The following is a 14,659-nucleotide window of genomic DNA, read 5'->3' as shown; positions in this document are numbered from 1 at the left end:
TACCCCCTAAAGGTCAATATCATCAGTTTCGAGCATCTCCACGCGTTTGCCCATCTTTTTCTGGATGATCTTGAAGTGGTGGCGGTCGTCGGGGCAGATGAGGGAGATGGCATCGCCCACGGCCTCGGCACGGCCCGTGCGGCCGATGCGGTGCTCGTAGTCTTTGGGGGAGCGCGGCAGGTCGTAGTTGATGACGTAAGGGAGTAGCTGAATGTCGATGCCCCGCGACACGAGGTCAGTGGCCACCAGTACGGGTAACTTACCGGACTTGAATTTACTCAGCGCCTCGGTGCGGGCACCCTGGCTTTTCTTGCTGTGCATGGCCGCGGCCACAATGCCATTTTTGTTCAGCTTGTCTACCAGGTTATCGGCGGTGCGGGTAGCCGACACAAAGATCAGCACCTGCTGCATGTGCTGCTGCTTAATGAGGTAACGCAGGAAGGGGCCTTTGCGCTCGGGAGCCACATGATAGGCCACTTGCTTGATCTGCTCGAGCGGCTGTTCTTCTTCCACAATCCGAATCTCTACAGGGTTGTGCAGTAGTTTCTCCACCACGGCTGCCACCTCGCTGCCCATGGTTGCCGAAAACAGGATATTCTGCCGCCTAGCTGTCAACAGGGCTAATATCTTGTTCATTTCCTCTTCAAAGCCCAAGTGCAGCATCTTATCGGCCTCATCCAGTACCAATGTCTCCACCTCCGACAGATGCACGGCCTTCGACGAGATCAGGTCGAGAAGTCTGCCGGGCGTTGCCACCAGTACCTCTGTGCCTGAAAGCGCCATCATCTGTGGGTTCACCGACACGCCCCCATACACCGCCAGGGTTTTTACCCGGTTCGGCAGGTGGGTGCTTAGTGCCTTGAAAACCTCGGCGGCCTGCACGGCAAGCTCGCGGGTAGGCACCAGCACGAGTGTGTTCACATACCTATTGCGGGATGCACCCTTGTTTTGTAGCCGCTCCAGGATGGGTAGCACAAAGCCTGCTGTCTTACCGGAACCCGTTCGGGCTACGCCCAAAACATCCTTGCCCTGCAGTATGGCAGGTATGGCTTGCTCCTGAATCGGATAAGGCTGGGTATAGTTTTGTTCGGCAACGGCCTTTAGAAGTGGGGCAGACAAGCCCAGAGATGAAAACGACATAGAGTAAGTTTGATGAGGCAGCCACATATCTGTGGCCACGTTGCAAAGATACAACAATTAAGGCCAAGAAGGGGGAGGGAGCACAATGAGGTGTTGTTGGGCTTATTTTTTACTTGCTATATAGTATATTCGGTAGTCAGGTTACAGTTTTGCGCACAACGGTTGTTGGCTAAACGTAACAGAATACATATATCTACAAGTTATGGGAAATAGGTAATTATAGAAATGGAAACAAGGGAGTTAAAAGAAAACGAACGGAATCTTGTAAGGCACCTTGTAAGAATTTCAAAGAAGGAAGGCTCCTATGATATTCCCGACTTGGTTGAAGAATTGAAAGATGGTAAAATGGGGACTATTCGCTTTTTTAGTGGTAAGCCTGAAAGAAAGTATGCAGCAGACTTAGTACAGGTTGAGTATAAAGACGAAGATAACGTCCCAGTTATAATCACCTTGACCTTAGACAATCACCAAGAACTTTATGAATTAGAATTTTGGAAGGTAGATTTTGAGCAACTTAATCGCTACCCCAAACCTGACGAAGTAGTAGTAATAAATAGTTGAAGAACAACTGCCCATAACCCTGCACAGGCTTTATGCTCGGCTACGCCTCACCATAGCCTGTACTAACCGGTATGGGAGGAAGTGGCGCAAGGAAGTTCGCAAGGATGTAATAGGTATATAAAGCAAAGACGTATAAACCGGTACAGCCTTAACCCCCGCTACGCCTCATCCATCAGTTGCATAAGTAATTACAGGTGTTCAGACCCACCAAAATCATAATAGCCTTACTCCAGAAGTTTAACTCCCGAAGTAAGGCTATTGCAAAGAAATCGTGCGTCTGTGCTCACTTCCAGTTTATTCTGTAGCCGCTTTAGCCAGGTTGCTTAGTGCGGTGGCAATTTTGTCTAGTAAATCCTGTTGCCCTGAAATGCCATGGCGCTCCGCCAGGTAGTGTGGGTCGTTGTAGATCAGCTTCACGTTACCGCTTGGGTCTTCATACACCAGTATTTTTTGGGGCAGGTCGATGCCGATGGTTTGCTGCGCCTGCAGGAGCGGTGTACCGAGGGCCGGGTTGCCGAACACAATGAGCTTGGTAGGCGGAAGCGTCAGGCCCACTGATTGCGCATTTTGCTGATGATCGAGCTCAGCTATAATTTTAACCTGGTCGAGCCCCGAAATGGCGGCGCGCAGCTTGTCGTAGGTGTCTGCAAAGGAGTTGGCGCTCTCAACCTCCACAATTCCCTCATGCAGTGCCACGGTTTGCTTGTCTGTAGCGGCTACCTCTTGTCCGGTGGCCTGTTTTACAAGCCCGGTCAGTGCCTGTTCTATTTTAGGGAGCGTGGAAACCGAACTGATACCATAGCGCGAGGCCAGGTAAGCCGTGGCGTTGAAGGCCGTGTATACATCCCCCAAATCGTTTTTGTATACCAGCATGTGCTGTGGCAGGTCCAGCCCGGCCTGTTGGTTTGCCTGCATCAGCGGCGTACCCAGTTTCGGGTTGCCGAAGAGCACCACACGGGTCGGGTTCAACTCCATACCTGCCGTGGCGGCATTCTCCTGGTGGTTAACCTGGGCCACAATGCCAATTGCCTTATTGGCCTCCAGCGCAGATATGATGTTGCCGTAAATCGAGTCGAGGTTGCCTTTCGGGTTCTCGGCATACATTAGCCCAGTGGCAGTTGGGCGGTGTTTAATGGGCGTGGAACCTGCGTCTGGCTTACACTGCGTCAGGAGGGTTGCCGCGCTGAGTCCTGCCAGGAGAACAGCGCTTAAAAGTTTCGTTTCTCTCATAGTGTTTGTTAGGTTGCGAATCTTTAGAGATACTAAACTGCCCTCAGAAGGTTATAGCATTGTAAGCTAGACTATCCGGGTTCTTCCTCACTGTGACCCGCTTCGTTGCATCGGCTCGTATAAGTGAGAAAAGCAGCAAGGGGTATGGCCAAGACACAGGGCAACAGCAGGTTGCCAATTATCAGCAAGGCTTTCCTGCCGGAGTTTGTGTACGGCAGCATCGATGGCACCATCACCACCTTTGCCGTGGTGGCGGGTGCCACAGGTGCGGACCTCGATATCCCGGTGGTGATTATACTGGGCTTTGCCAACCTGATTGCGGACGGCTTCTCGATGTCTGTGGGCAACTTCTTCTCCACCAAAGCCAGCATCGCCAACTTCGACAAGCACCAGGCGATAGAGGATTGGGAAATCAGCAACGACGAGGCTACCGAGGTAGAGGAAATCCGGGAGATATACCGGAACAAGGGATTTAAAGGCGAGTTGCTGGAGCAGGTGGTGGCCGTGATCACATCGGACCGGGAGGTATGGATCGACACCATGATGAAGGAGGAGCTGAACATGACCCGCGACAACAAATCACCTTTCCATACGGCTGGCATTACCTTCTTCTCGTTTCTACTGATCGGATTTATACCCTTGGCCGCCTATGTTTACGCGCTAGTGTTTAACACCGACAGAACCAACCTTTTCTTTTACGCCTGTCTGCTCACAGGGCTGGGTCTCACCATCATCGGCACCCTAAAGAGCACGGTAACCGGCAAAAACGTGTTTGCAGGCATCGCCGAAACGCTGTTTATGGGGGGGCATTGCGGCCACACTGGCGTACTTTGCCGGGGATTTTCTGGAGGACCTGCTGCGGATGCATTCCTGGATTTAGATATACGTATGGCACCCGCGCGAACAAATCGCTAAAAAAGCCAATCGGGCCTTACATCCTACGCGCAGCATCTTATCTTTGTGGGTATTGTATAACCAAAGCCCAAGCCTGTGTACAAAAGCCTGCTGCGTCCGCTCCTTTTCAAGCTCGACCCCGAGAAAGTCCATTACCTGACAACCGATCTGCTGCGTGCCTCCCTGAAGGTGCCTTATGCCAAAAACATGAGCCAGCGCATGTTCCGGGTAGAAGATTCGCGGCTGGAGCGTGAACTGTTCGGCCTGAAGTTCCCGAACCCAGTAGGATTGGCCGCTGGTTTTGATAAGGATGCGATGCTGGTAGATGAGATGGGCGAACTGGGCTTCGGCTTCGTGGAAATCGGTACCCTGACGCCCAAGCCGCAGGATGGCAACGACAAACCGCGCCTTTTCCGCTTGCCGGAGGATCAGGCCATCATCAACCGCATGGGCTTTAACAACAAAGGCGTAGATGCTGCCGTGGAACGCCTGCGCAACCGCAAGAGCAAGGTAATTGTGGGCGGAAACATCGGCAAAAACAAGGTAACACCCAACGAGGAGGCACTCAACGACTACCTCTATTGCTTTAAGGCGCTTTATGATGTGGTGGATTATTTTGTGGTGAACGTGAGTTCGCCCAACACCCCGGACCTGCGCGCCCTGCAGGACAAAGAACCGCTGAAGCGACTACTGCTGGCCGTGCAGGAGCAGAACAGTAAAATGCCGAAGGCCAAACCGCTGTTGCTAAAGATCGCCCCGGACCTGAACATGGCTCAACTCAACGACATCATCGAGATTGCCATCGAGACCAAACTCAGTGGCCTTATCGCCACCAACACTACTGTGTCCAGAGAGGGACTACAGACTTCCGCCGCCCGCGTTTCCGATATCGGGATGGGTGGTTTGAGCGGCAAGCCCCTGACGCAGCACTCTACCCAGATTATCCGGCACCTGCGCACCTTCCTGCCGCCCGAAATCCGCATCATTGGGGTAGGAGGTATCATGACGGCAGAGGATGCCGTGGAGAAATTAGAGGCGGGTGCCGACCTAGTGCAGCTTTATACCGGTTTTATTTACGAAGGCCCCGCCCTGATTAGCAAAATCAACAAAAAGCTGCTGAATGGGTAAGTGCTGAATGGTAAAATTGTTAATGGTTGTCTATAGGCACATCAGGTGGTGCAGGTCCTATCCGGTTAACCAATAAGGCAATAGCTGCTATACCCATAACCAAACGCAATTGCCTCGCCTTGTAAAGCTCCTGCACAGAATGCAGTGACCCCGGATCTTGGCGTCATTTAGACCTGTCGCTATGCTCATATATATAACTATTCAAGTATTTGGCCTTTCAGCAATTTAACCCTCCAACAAATCAACCATTCCCGCCGATTCTACCCAAAAAAATGTAAATTTGAATCTGAACTTTAGCAAAGGGTATGGCCAAGAACACTTACAGAGACGACACGCTGCACGCAGCGCGGAAGAACGAGGTGCGGGGTAAGAACGAGCCACGCAAAACGAATGCACCGAAGGGGGAGAAGCCAAAAAAGGCGAAGCGGAACTGGTCTTTTAAATTGCCGAAGATGCCCTCCTTCCGGATCGGGTTTCTGCATGACAGGCGCTTTAAACTGGGCATCGGCTTCACGCTGCTGCTGATTTCCTTTTTCCTGACCATCGCATTTGTATCCTATCTCTTTACCGGCAATGCCGACCAGAGCGTGGTGGAGACCGTGAACGGCACCGGCCTGAAGGAGTCGGGACGGGAGGCGGAGAACTGGTTAGGCTTGTTTGGAGCCTGGGTATCACACCTGTTTATATATGACTGGGCAGGCCTGGGTGCCTTTTTCCTGATCCCGGTCTTGTTTTTAGCCGGACTGCGCATTGTGTTCAAGCGGGTAACGGTTTCCATGTCCTACATCATCGGGTTGTGCAGCTTCTCGATGCTCTGGACCAGCCTTACACTGGGCTACGTGGTGTTTTCCGCTAGTGCCATCGACCGCCTGGGCTTCCTGGGTGGGGGCATTGGCATCGAAACAGCCATTTGGCTCAACAGCCTGATCGGCTGGGGTTCCTGGCTGCTGCTGGGTTTTTTGCTGCTCATCTTCCTGGTAGGCTTCTTTAACATCACCAGCTTGAACTGGGGAAGCAAACCCGTGCTGGCCCTGGACCCGGACGATACCGATACGGTCCCAGCTAACCGCTATGCCGATTCGTTGGGCGATGTGATGGGCTCTGCCGCCCGGGGCATCAACCACAACGCTGACCCGACTGCCTCGCTGGAAGTAGAAGCGTTAGATGAGGAAGAAATTTACGCTGACGAAGACGATGATGAGATAAACCGGGCGCTGGAGATGGAGTTGAACTCGATCCCGCCGAAGCCGGAAGTACCACCTGTACCCACGAAACCTGCCGTTCCGACACTGGAACTAGACATCGAGTTGGATGATGAGGTAGAATTAGAGGATACGTTTGGAGAGGAGCCAGAAGAGGATATGGAGCTTCAGATAGCCGAAACGCCCGAAGAAGCGGAGGTGATTTCCGGTGAGAACTACGACCCGACGCTCGACCTGGCCCGCTACCAATACCCCCACATCGACCTGCTAACCGATTACGGCACCAACAAGATACAGGTAAGCAAGGAGGAACTGGAAGCGAACAAGGTGAAGATTGTGGAGACGCTGGGGCATTACAACATCAGCATCGCCAGTATTAAGGCCACCATCGGGCCGACCGTTACGCTGTATGAAATTGTGCCGGATGCCGGTGTGCGTATCTCTAAGATCAAGAATCTGGAAGACGACATCGCCCTAAGCTTAGCCGCTTTGGGTATCCGTATCATCGCCCCGATTCCAGGCAAGGGTACTATCGGTATCGAGGTGCCGAACACCAAAAAAGAGATGGTGTCCATCAAGTCTATCCTGGCGACCGAGAAGTTCATGAAGAGTGACATGGACCTGCCAATTGCCTTTGGTAAGACCATCACCAACGAAGTATTTATTACGGACCTGGCCAAAATGCCGCACTTGCTGATGGCGGGTGCCACGGGTCAGGGTAAGTCGGTTGGCCTCAACGCCATCCTGACCTCGCTGCTGTATAAGCGCCATCCATCGCAGCTTAAGTTCGTGCTCGTCGATCCGAAGAAAGTGGAATTATCCCTGTTCAATAAGATTGAACGCCACTTCCTGGCCAAGCTGCCGGACAGCGAGGAAGCCATCATCACCGACACCAAAAAGGTGGTGAACACGCTGAACTCGCTCTGTATGGAGATGGACATGCGCTACGACCTGTTGAAAGACGCCGGTTGCCGCAACCTGAAGGAGTATAACCGCAAGTTCGTGGAGCGCAAGCTGAACCCGAAGAAGGGGCACCGCTTCATGCCGTTCATCGTGCTGGTGATTGACGAGTTGGCTGACTTGATGATGACCGCAGGCAAGGAGGTGGAAACACCGATCGCTCGCCTAGCGCAGCTGGCCCGCGCCATCGGTATACACCTGGTAGTGGCCACGCAGCGTCCGTCGGTAAACGTGATCACGGGTATTATCAAAGCCAACTTCCCGGCGCGTATCTCCTTTAAGGTAACCTCTAAAATCGACTCCCGCACCATTCTGGATGCCGGCGGCGCCGACCAGCTGATAGGCCAGGGAGATATGCTGTTCTCCATCGGCTCGGATATGATTCGTATCCAGTGCGCGTTTGTGGACACGCCCGAGGTGGACCGCATCTGTGAGTTTATCGGAAACCAGCAGGGCTATGATGATGCTTACCTGTTGCCGGAGTTTGTGGGCGATGAGAGCGGCAACGAGAAAGCCGATTTCGACCCGAGTAACCGCGATGCCTTGTTCGAGGAAGCTGCCCGTATTATAGTGCAGCACCAGCAGGGGAGCACCTCGCTGCTACAGCGCCGCCTGAAGCTAGGATATAACCGCGCCGGTCGTTTGATCGACCAATTGGAGTCGGCGGGAATTGTGGGAGCCTTTGAAGGGAGCAAAGCCCGCGAAGTTTTAATTCCGGACGAATACAGTTTGGAACAGTTATTGAATACCCTCGGGTAAACACACATACAATTACCGATTAACATGAAAAAGATACTCTCTCTCCTACTGCTGGCCGTTATGTTCATTCACGTGGCGCAGGCACAGCAAGACCCGAAGGCCGGTACGATTCTGAATGGCATGAGCCAGAAGTATAAATCGATGAAGGCTTTTAAGGCTGACTTTGCCCAGACCCTCGAGAACCCGTCTGCAAAAGTGAAGGAGACCATGAACGGCAATATTCTGGTAAGCGGCGAGAAATACCGCTTGGGTGTAAGTGGCCAGGAGATCATAAGTGATGGCAAGAACATGTATACCTTCCTGAAAGATGCCAACGAAGTGACCATTACCGAAAGCGATGCTGAGGCTGAAGCAATGGCCCCAAGCAGGATTTTCGAGATGTATAAGAAAGGGTATAAATACTCTTTCGCTGGCACCGAAACCATTGAAGGCAGCAAGTTTGATGTAATCGAGCTGGCTCCGGAAGACCGCAAAAACCCGATTTACAAGGTGCGTTTATACATCAACCAGAAAGACAAGACCTTGAAGAGCTGGCAGATGTTCCGTAACAACGGAAACCGCTATACCTATACCATCAAGAATTTCCAGGCAAACCCAACACTGGCCACCGATGCTTTTACCTTTAATAAGGCCAAGTACAAAGGCGTGACCGTGGTGGACCTGCGCTAAACAAATACATTCTTCCGCAACAAGAAAGGCTGCCCGGTAAAGGCAGCCTTTCTTGTTGCCACACTCTCAGACTAAACATCACACCTCCATGACAGAGCAGGACGCTATCATACTAAAGCAACTTCCGCATATAAATAAGCCGGGCAACGGGCAATTGTCGAAGTTGCAGCGGCAATTTAACCAGAAGGTACAGCAGGTAGATGCTTTAAAGCAGCAGCTGGCAGAGATGCGGGCACGTTTGGAGTTGGCACAGAACCGGGTAACGCATGAGTTGCGGCCTTTGGTGATGCAGGTGGTGCAAAAGCGGGTAGAACTGGTGAAACTGCTGGACAGGGCGTATCAATTGGAGGAGTTCCGTAAGCGGGAGAAGGACAAAATAGCCGGTCTGATTGTGTCGATCGCATTTAGCCTGATGGAGGGGTATGAGGTAGAGGAGCTTATTCCGTTGCACAACAAATACGCCGCCATACCCTATGCAGAATTATTACAGCAAAAGCTGGATGAAGCGCGTGCCCGGCAGCAAGAGCCACTGAACTTTGAGACGCTGGACATGGCTCTGGAGGACGAACTGGACCTGGAACATCTGGAGGCGCACCTGGAGCAGCAGCAATCGGCCCGGGAGAACGCGAAGGCGGCTGGCAAGGCAAACCGCGGGAAAAGCACGGCCAAGCTGGCAAAGGAAGAACGTAAGAAACTGGCTTTGCTGCACACCAGCAAAGCCAGTCGCCGGGTGTATACCGACCTCGCCAAGCTACTGCACCCTGATAAAGAACTGGATGAAGCCGCCCGGATCTGGAAGACCGAGGCCATGAAACGCATTACGCATGCCTATAAGCAGGATGATTTCTTTGAGTTATTGCGCTTGCAACTGCAGTATAAAACGGGACCAGACAAAGAATTAGACCAGGTGCCCGATGCACAGCTGAAATACTTTCTGAAGTTGCTATCGCTACAGGCAAAAGAATTGGAAGAAGAGCAGGAGCAGTTTCTGAATGGCCCCGACAGTGCTTTCTATCAGCAGTATTGCAGCTCGCCCAAGCAGATGGAGCATGGCCTGGGCACCGCCCGAAACGAGTTGAAGCGTGATGTAAAGCAATTAAAGCACGAACTGAAAATATTGGCAGAGCCTGCCTACCTGCGTGCTTACTTAAAGCAGGTGGTATAAATTCCGGAGAGGAGTTAGTTATCTCGACACGCGGATGATTTTGGTGATATAATTGTTTTCGCCAGCCCAGAAGTTAAGGGTAAACGTACCGGGAGTCTCTGTTTTAAAGGTATAAGTGGTCTGCAGCGTGTTAAACGCCTGGGCACACATAATGTCTGTTCTATAATGTGGGTATACCGTTATGGTCAGGGCCTGGCCTTGCGTGGTTGTCCCAAAGCTCCCGAACTCACCGCAATAGTTGTGCACCTCAAAAAACACCTGCAAGGCCACGGTTTCGTTTACTTTGATGTTCAGTTGCTGTTCTGATACCTCAACTTTCAGGACCGGGGCGGGCTGTTCGCCGGTGCGCAGGCTGATTTCGTTGGCTTCTTTATTACATCCGAAAAAGGTGATGGCAAACAAGACAATCAATAGAGTGAGGCTTTGCATAGGTGCTAAGTTATTAAAACATATGGGTATGAATAGTTGACCCACTGTAGAACGCTTTAGTTGCATGCATACGTGCATATAACTGGGTTTATCTTTCGTGCTCTGTGGCAAATGTATATTTTTGTATAAACCTAATATGCCAAGTCCATGACCAGAGAGCAGCTTTTCGAGCAGATCCTTCAGAAAAAATCCTACCTGTGTGTGGGCCTCGATACCGACCCGCTTAAGATACCTCAGCACCTGCTGGACCTCGAGGACCCGGTGTTTGAATTCAACCGCCAGATCATAGAAGCCACTGCCGACCTGTGCGTGGCCTATAAGCCTAACATTGCTTTTTACGAGGCGCAGGGGCCACAAGGCTGGGTAAGTTTGCAGCGCACCATCAACGCCATTCCTGCCAATATTTTCACGATTGCCGATGCCAAGCGCGGTGATATCGGGAACACCTCGGAACTGTATGCCCGGGCTTTTTTTGATCAGCTGAACTTCGACTCGGTAACGGTGGCACCCTATATGGGCGCAGACTCCGTAAAGCCTTTTCTGACAATGGATGGCAAATGGGTAATCTTGCTGGCCCTGACCTCCAACGCCGGCAGCCAGGACTTCCAGATGCTGCGCCTGGCCGATGGCAAAGAAGAATACCTGTTTGAGCAGGTGTTACGTACCAGCCAGGAGTGGGGAAATGCCGATAACATGATGTATGTGGTAGGGGCCACGCAAGCCGATTTTGTGCAACGCGTTCGACAGGTAGCGCCAGATAATTTTCTGTTGGTACCGGGGGTAGGCGCACAGGGCGGCAGCCTCCAGGAAATTTCCCGTATGGGCATGAACCGCCAGTGCGGATTGCTGATTAACTCCTCGCGCGCCATTATCTACGCCTCCTCCGGCCCAGATTTTGCCGATCGCGCCCGCGAAGCAGCCCTTACTGTGCAACGCGAAATGGAAGGACTATTAGATGAGTTGTTGATTGGCTAGTATAGGTTTAGTATTCATACATAGTGCAGATAGTAGGAGTAGGTACTCCTGCTATCCAGTAGTTGTAGCACATTAAATGTATAGAAAATGCCTACATTGATTCAGGTTATCTCGGGGACTTTGGTTTTAGCTTTCCCTATTGTGTTCTTTCAGCTATACCTGTGGTCGCTAAAAAAGAAGGCTAACCAAATTATTACATTACATACTACGGAGTCTTCTGAGCTATTCCAGAACCTTAAGGTATGGGTGAAGAACTTCGACATTCTTGAAAAGACCAATAAGTTTAACCTTGATTCCCATCAAACTACTTATGATTATAATGAATGTGACCTGATTGTGAATGCAGATAACCTTGTGGTGATTGGAAAAGCTAAGCTAATGGGTAAAAGTATTTACTTAACTCCTACTGTACTTCCCTTCAACAGAGGTAGCATTGGGAAGGTAGCCCAAGGAAGAATAGTTGATTTTAACAGCTTATCAGATAATGGCTCTGATTTAGAAATTGGTTTTACTGATCCAGCTTATAAAAAGCCAATGACATTGGTGCTTAAAAGAGTAAATGCTGAAATGAAAAATAAGATAATAACACGCTACAACAAAAGCTATAGTGCATAAACGCACCATAGCCCAGACGTTGGGTGGTAAAATATAAAATAAAAAAATATAACTATGGGACTCGTTGTAAGGTCATTAGAAGACTTGCCTGAAACATCAGACAGAGAATATTACATCTATCTATTAGACTTTGGTTGGGACGAACCTCTGGGTCAAGCGCTTAAAGATAATTTCGACAAAATTGCTACTTCCGTCTCTAAACACAAAGGTGTTGTTATAAGACCTTCTATTGAAGGAATCCATTTTAATGATGAAGTACTTTCTTGGCACAGTATCAATGGACAAGATGTAGAAAGGGAAAACTTGCTTCCAGCAATTCTAGTTACCAATAGACCCCCAACTGAATTTAAAAAATTAGCAGAAAGTCATACCTCAACGACTAATACTGATTTAAAATTAATTCTTATCCCTTTAAAGAAGTTTTGTAACACGACAACGGATGTTGTTAATGCTCTTATAAAAATTACGAATGATATAAAAAGTGGAAAGGATTTGAATGATTTTAAAGTAGCAAAAGAGCTTAAACCAGGGATTGGCAAAGCTATAGTAGAAGGAGTATTATTAGAACCAAACTTTTACGGAGTGGGCTTTAGCTTTAATAAAATGATAAAGGCCTTGCGTGGAAAATAAAAATTCTACTGCTAACATTGTGTAAACGTCAGCAGCGGCCGATGGCCTCGCCGTCGTTTACACAAGTACGTTGAAATTTAAAACCTAACGATAATCTTGATGGTCAGCGTATTTGCTGGACGCCCTTTGAATGGCCGATTTCTGTTAAAAAGAAGTTAGCATACATCCGTCACAAAAGACCTAAGTTGCTGCAGAGGAGGTGTTCTAGCTTTCTAACCAATCATATCTAAATCTTGATTATAGCAGTAAAGAGGTATACCTGCCAGAGGTGTATTAAAACTGCTGCAATGGGAGACATTGACCCTACACATACCCCGCTGCCTGACCATCAGGTCGCGAAACCCAGACCTGCCTTTTCTGCGCAGCTAAGCTTTTGGGTGGGCATCATTGGCTCGCTTGTCACGATTGTCTTAACGATCTGGAACACCCATACCAAGTCGTTGATAGATAAGCGGGAGAGCGAGTTGCAAGCGCTGGAAATGAAGCTCAAAGAGCGGACGACCGGTGTGGAGGAGTCGAAGGAGCGCGTTGACCGTTACAAATGGGTGCTCAGCCTTTTCCCTGCCCTGAATGGAAAAGACGAAAACGAGCGGAACTTCACACTTAATTTAGCCCGGCTTGCCCTGACAAAAGACGAGGCCGAACAACTGTTTGCAGGCCTGCAGGCATCCTCCGACACCGCCTTACGCTCCATTGGCCAAACCGGCATTGCCGCCATTCAAAACGAGCCGATCACAATGCTGGTATCGCAGATGAACGCTAACACCGCCCAGGTGCGTAAAAGCGCTGTGGCAACGTTGGTCCGCGACTACGGGGCATCTCCGCAAGCCATCACAAACACCCTCCGCATGTACGACGCACGCAATATCAACTCCCTCTCGCCAAGCGCCATCATTAACGGGCTGGTATATCTGAGCACCACCGAGCCCGCCGCCTGGGATAAACAGCAGCTTCAAACGGGCAGGCAGGTGGCAGCCACTATCGAAGCCAGAAAACCCGGCAGCCAGACAAGAGCCGTACTGATGTCGTTTAACAGTTTTTTGCAAAAGGTAGAGGCGAGTTTGTGATGGCTGATGGTGGAGAAGTATGCAATGATTTAGGTATTCATAATTGTGATAATTTTTATATAAACCCACCCCTGCCCCTCCCTAGAGGGGAATTTCAATACTGTGAAAAATTCCCCTCCTCGGAGGGGTAGGGGTGGGTAAATTGGGGCGCTGTGTTCAACCAACTCTTACTTAACAGCTACTTGAGACTGTACATTACATCATTGCCTTCGCTCGCGTCTCGCGCGTGTAAGCAAGATTTGGGCCTCTGGCCCAGTCGAATTACAAACTCGACTTCATTTTAGACACCCCGAAAGCATTCGGGGCGCCAGTAAAGTAGAGAATGAAACGACCCTGCTCCCCGGAGGGGTGGCTAAGTCAAAGCGTTGTTTTCAACCAACTCTTTTTAGCAGCAACTTATACCAGGTATAACCTTTTATAGTGCCCCGAAAAACCTCGGAGTGACTTACAATAGTGTCGAGTCGTTGACTTCACTCGGCCAGAGGCCCCAACAATAGCCCGTCACGACCGAGGGTGCACGCGCCATAGCTAAAGGTTTAGCTATAGCGTGTCGCTTGTATATTTGGCAGGGGGGCGAGAAAACGATAGGACGAATAAAGGACAGGCAACAAGAATTAGAGGCAACTTGAGTACCTTTGCCTGGAGCGCTGTATGGCGATGTGGTTGCTACCTGTAATCCATTATTGCGCTGATCAAAAGAAAACGCCTATACTACTTGGAAATGAATAATAACGATACACTACGCCGCATCCGCTACACCTTTGAGTATAGCGATGCACAGATGATAGAACTCTTTGGCATGGGAGGCCTGGAGGTGACGCGGGCTGAGGTAAGCGACTGGCTGAAGAAAGAAGACGACCCGGAATACAAGGAACTGGAGGACGAAAAGCTGGCCACCTTCCTGAACGGCTTCATTATTGAGAAGCGGGGCAAAAAAGACGGCCCGCAGCCAGCGCCGGAAAAAAAGCTGAACAATAACATCATCCTGCGCAAGTTAAAGATTGCTCTCAACCTCAAAGACGAGGATATTCTGGAGATTCTGGAACTGGTGCGCTTCCGGTTAGGCAAGGCAGAACTAAGCGCTTTTTTCCGGAAGCCTGACCACCACCATTACCGCGTATGCCAAGACCAGATCCTGCGAAACTTCCTGCATGGCATGCAGCTCAAGTACCATGATTAGAAGCGCTTTTACGCTTACAATATAAACAGCAACGCCTGCTCCATACCCGGAACAG

General features: G+C 50.3%; 14 protein-coding genes. 11 read left to right on the top strand and 3 right to left on the bottom strand.

Annotated elements, in window-relative coordinates; translation table 11 throughout:
* Positions 1-6 precede the first annotated feature (6 nt).
* Positions 7-1,140: a DEAD/DEAH box helicase gene (locus ACXYMU_RS13310; RefSeq protein ID WP_458986897.1), complete on the bottom strand. Its 1,134-nt coding sequence runs from the start codon at positions 1,138-1,140 to the stop codon at positions 7-9.
* Between the two features lie 225 nt (positions 1,141-1,365).
* Here ACXYMU_RS13310 and ACXYMU_RS13305 point away from each other — a divergent pair, with 225 nt between their 5' ends.
* Positions 1,366-1,701: a DUF6984 family protein gene (locus ACXYMU_RS13305; RefSeq protein ID WP_458986896.1), complete on the top strand. Its 336-nt coding sequence runs from the start codon at positions 1,366-1,368 to the stop codon at positions 1,699-1,701.
* 294 nt (positions 1,702-1,995) lie between these two features.
* Here the strand turns inward: ACXYMU_RS13305 and ACXYMU_RS13300 are convergent, their stop codons facing one another.
* Positions 1,996-2,931, bottom strand: a complete 936-nt coding sequence (locus tag ACXYMU_RS13300; protein WP_458986895.1) for a DUF302 domain-containing protein — start codon at positions 2,929-2,931, stop codon at positions 1,996-1,998.
* Positions 2,932-3,075: 144 nt separating this feature from the next.
* Between ACXYMU_RS13300 and ACXYMU_RS13295 the strand changes: the two genes are divergently transcribed.
* The 5 genes from ACXYMU_RS13295 to ACXYMU_RS13275 all read left to right on the top strand — a co-directional run bounded on the left by ACXYMU_RS13295 (position 3,076) and on the right by ACXYMU_RS13275 (position 9,708).
* Positions 3,076-3,846, top strand: coding sequence for a VIT1/CCC1 transporter family protein (locus ACXYMU_RS13295; protein WP_458986894.1), 771 nt, complete (start codon positions 3,076-3,078; stop codon positions 3,844-3,846).
* A 75-nt stretch (positions 3,847-3,921) separates the two neighbouring features.
* Entirely contained in the window at positions 3,922-4,953 is a 1,032-nt protein-coding gene (locus ACXYMU_RS13290) for a quinone-dependent dihydroorotate dehydrogenase (RefSeq protein ID WP_458986893.1), read from the top strand.
* A gap of 305 nt (positions 4,954-5,258) precedes the next feature.
* Positions 5,259-7,874 (top strand): FtsK/SpoIIIE family DNA translocase, encoded by a 2,616-nt coding sequence (locus tag ACXYMU_RS13285; RefSeq protein WP_458986892.1) that lies wholly within the window; start codon positions 5,259-5,261, stop codon positions 7,872-7,874.
* A 24-nt stretch (positions 7,875-7,898) separates the two neighbouring features.
* Complete coding sequence (locus tag ACXYMU_RS13280) at positions 7,899-8,543, top strand: LolA family protein (protein ID WP_458986891.1); 645 nt, start codon at positions 7,899-7,901, stop codon at positions 8,541-8,543.
* A gap of 88 nt (positions 8,544-8,631) precedes the next feature.
* Positions 8,632-9,708 carry a J domain-containing protein gene (locus ACXYMU_RS13275; RefSeq protein ID WP_458986890.1) on the top strand — a complete coding sequence of 359 codons (1,077 nt, stop codon included), beginning with the start codon at positions 8,632-8,634 and terminating at the stop codon, positions 9,706-9,708.
* Positions 9,709-9,726: 18 nt separating this feature from the next.
* On the opposite strand, the gene ACXYMU_RS13270 is transcribed toward ACXYMU_RS13275, so the two are convergent.
* Entirely contained in the window at positions 9,727-10,137 is a 411-nt protein-coding gene (locus ACXYMU_RS13270; RefSeq protein WP_458986889.1) for a hypothetical protein, read from the bottom strand.
* A gap of 147 nt (positions 10,138-10,284) precedes the next feature.
* Between ACXYMU_RS13270 and pyrF the strand changes: the two genes are divergently transcribed.
* From pyrF to ACXYMU_RS13245, 5 genes are all read left to right on the top strand, one after another.
* Positions 10,285-11,112: an orotidine-5'-phosphate decarboxylase gene (gene pyrF, locus ACXYMU_RS13265; RefSeq protein ID WP_458986888.1), complete on the top strand. Its 828-nt coding sequence runs from the start codon at positions 10,285-10,287 to the stop codon at positions 11,110-11,112.
* 87 nt (positions 11,113-11,199) lie between these two features.
* Positions 11,200-11,727: a hypothetical protein gene (locus ACXYMU_RS13260; RefSeq protein ID WP_458986887.1), complete on the top strand. Its 528-nt coding sequence runs from the start codon at positions 11,200-11,202 to the stop codon at positions 11,725-11,727.
* Positions 11,728-11,781: 54 nt separating this feature from the next.
* Positions 11,782-12,357, top strand: a complete 576-nt coding sequence (locus ACXYMU_RS13255; protein ID WP_458986886.1) for a hypothetical protein — start codon at positions 11,782-11,784, stop codon at positions 12,355-12,357.
* A 287-nt stretch (positions 12,358-12,644) separates the two neighbouring features.
* Positions 12,645-13,424 (top strand): hypothetical protein, encoded by a 780-nt coding sequence (locus ACXYMU_RS13250; RefSeq protein WP_458986885.1) that lies wholly within the window; start codon positions 12,645-12,647, stop codon positions 13,422-13,424.
* 721 nt (positions 13,425-14,145) lie between these two features.
* Positions 14,146-14,604 carry a YehS family protein gene (locus ACXYMU_RS13245; protein WP_458986884.1) on the top strand — a complete coding sequence of 153 codons (459 nt, stop codon included), beginning with the start codon at positions 14,146-14,148 and terminating at the stop codon, positions 14,602-14,604.
* The last annotated feature ends 55 nt before the right edge of the window (positions 14,605-14,659 follow it).

This window comes from Pontibacter sp. CAU 1760 (assembly GCF_054482735.1).
This window is presented reverse-complemented; position numbering and strand designations above follow the sequence as displayed.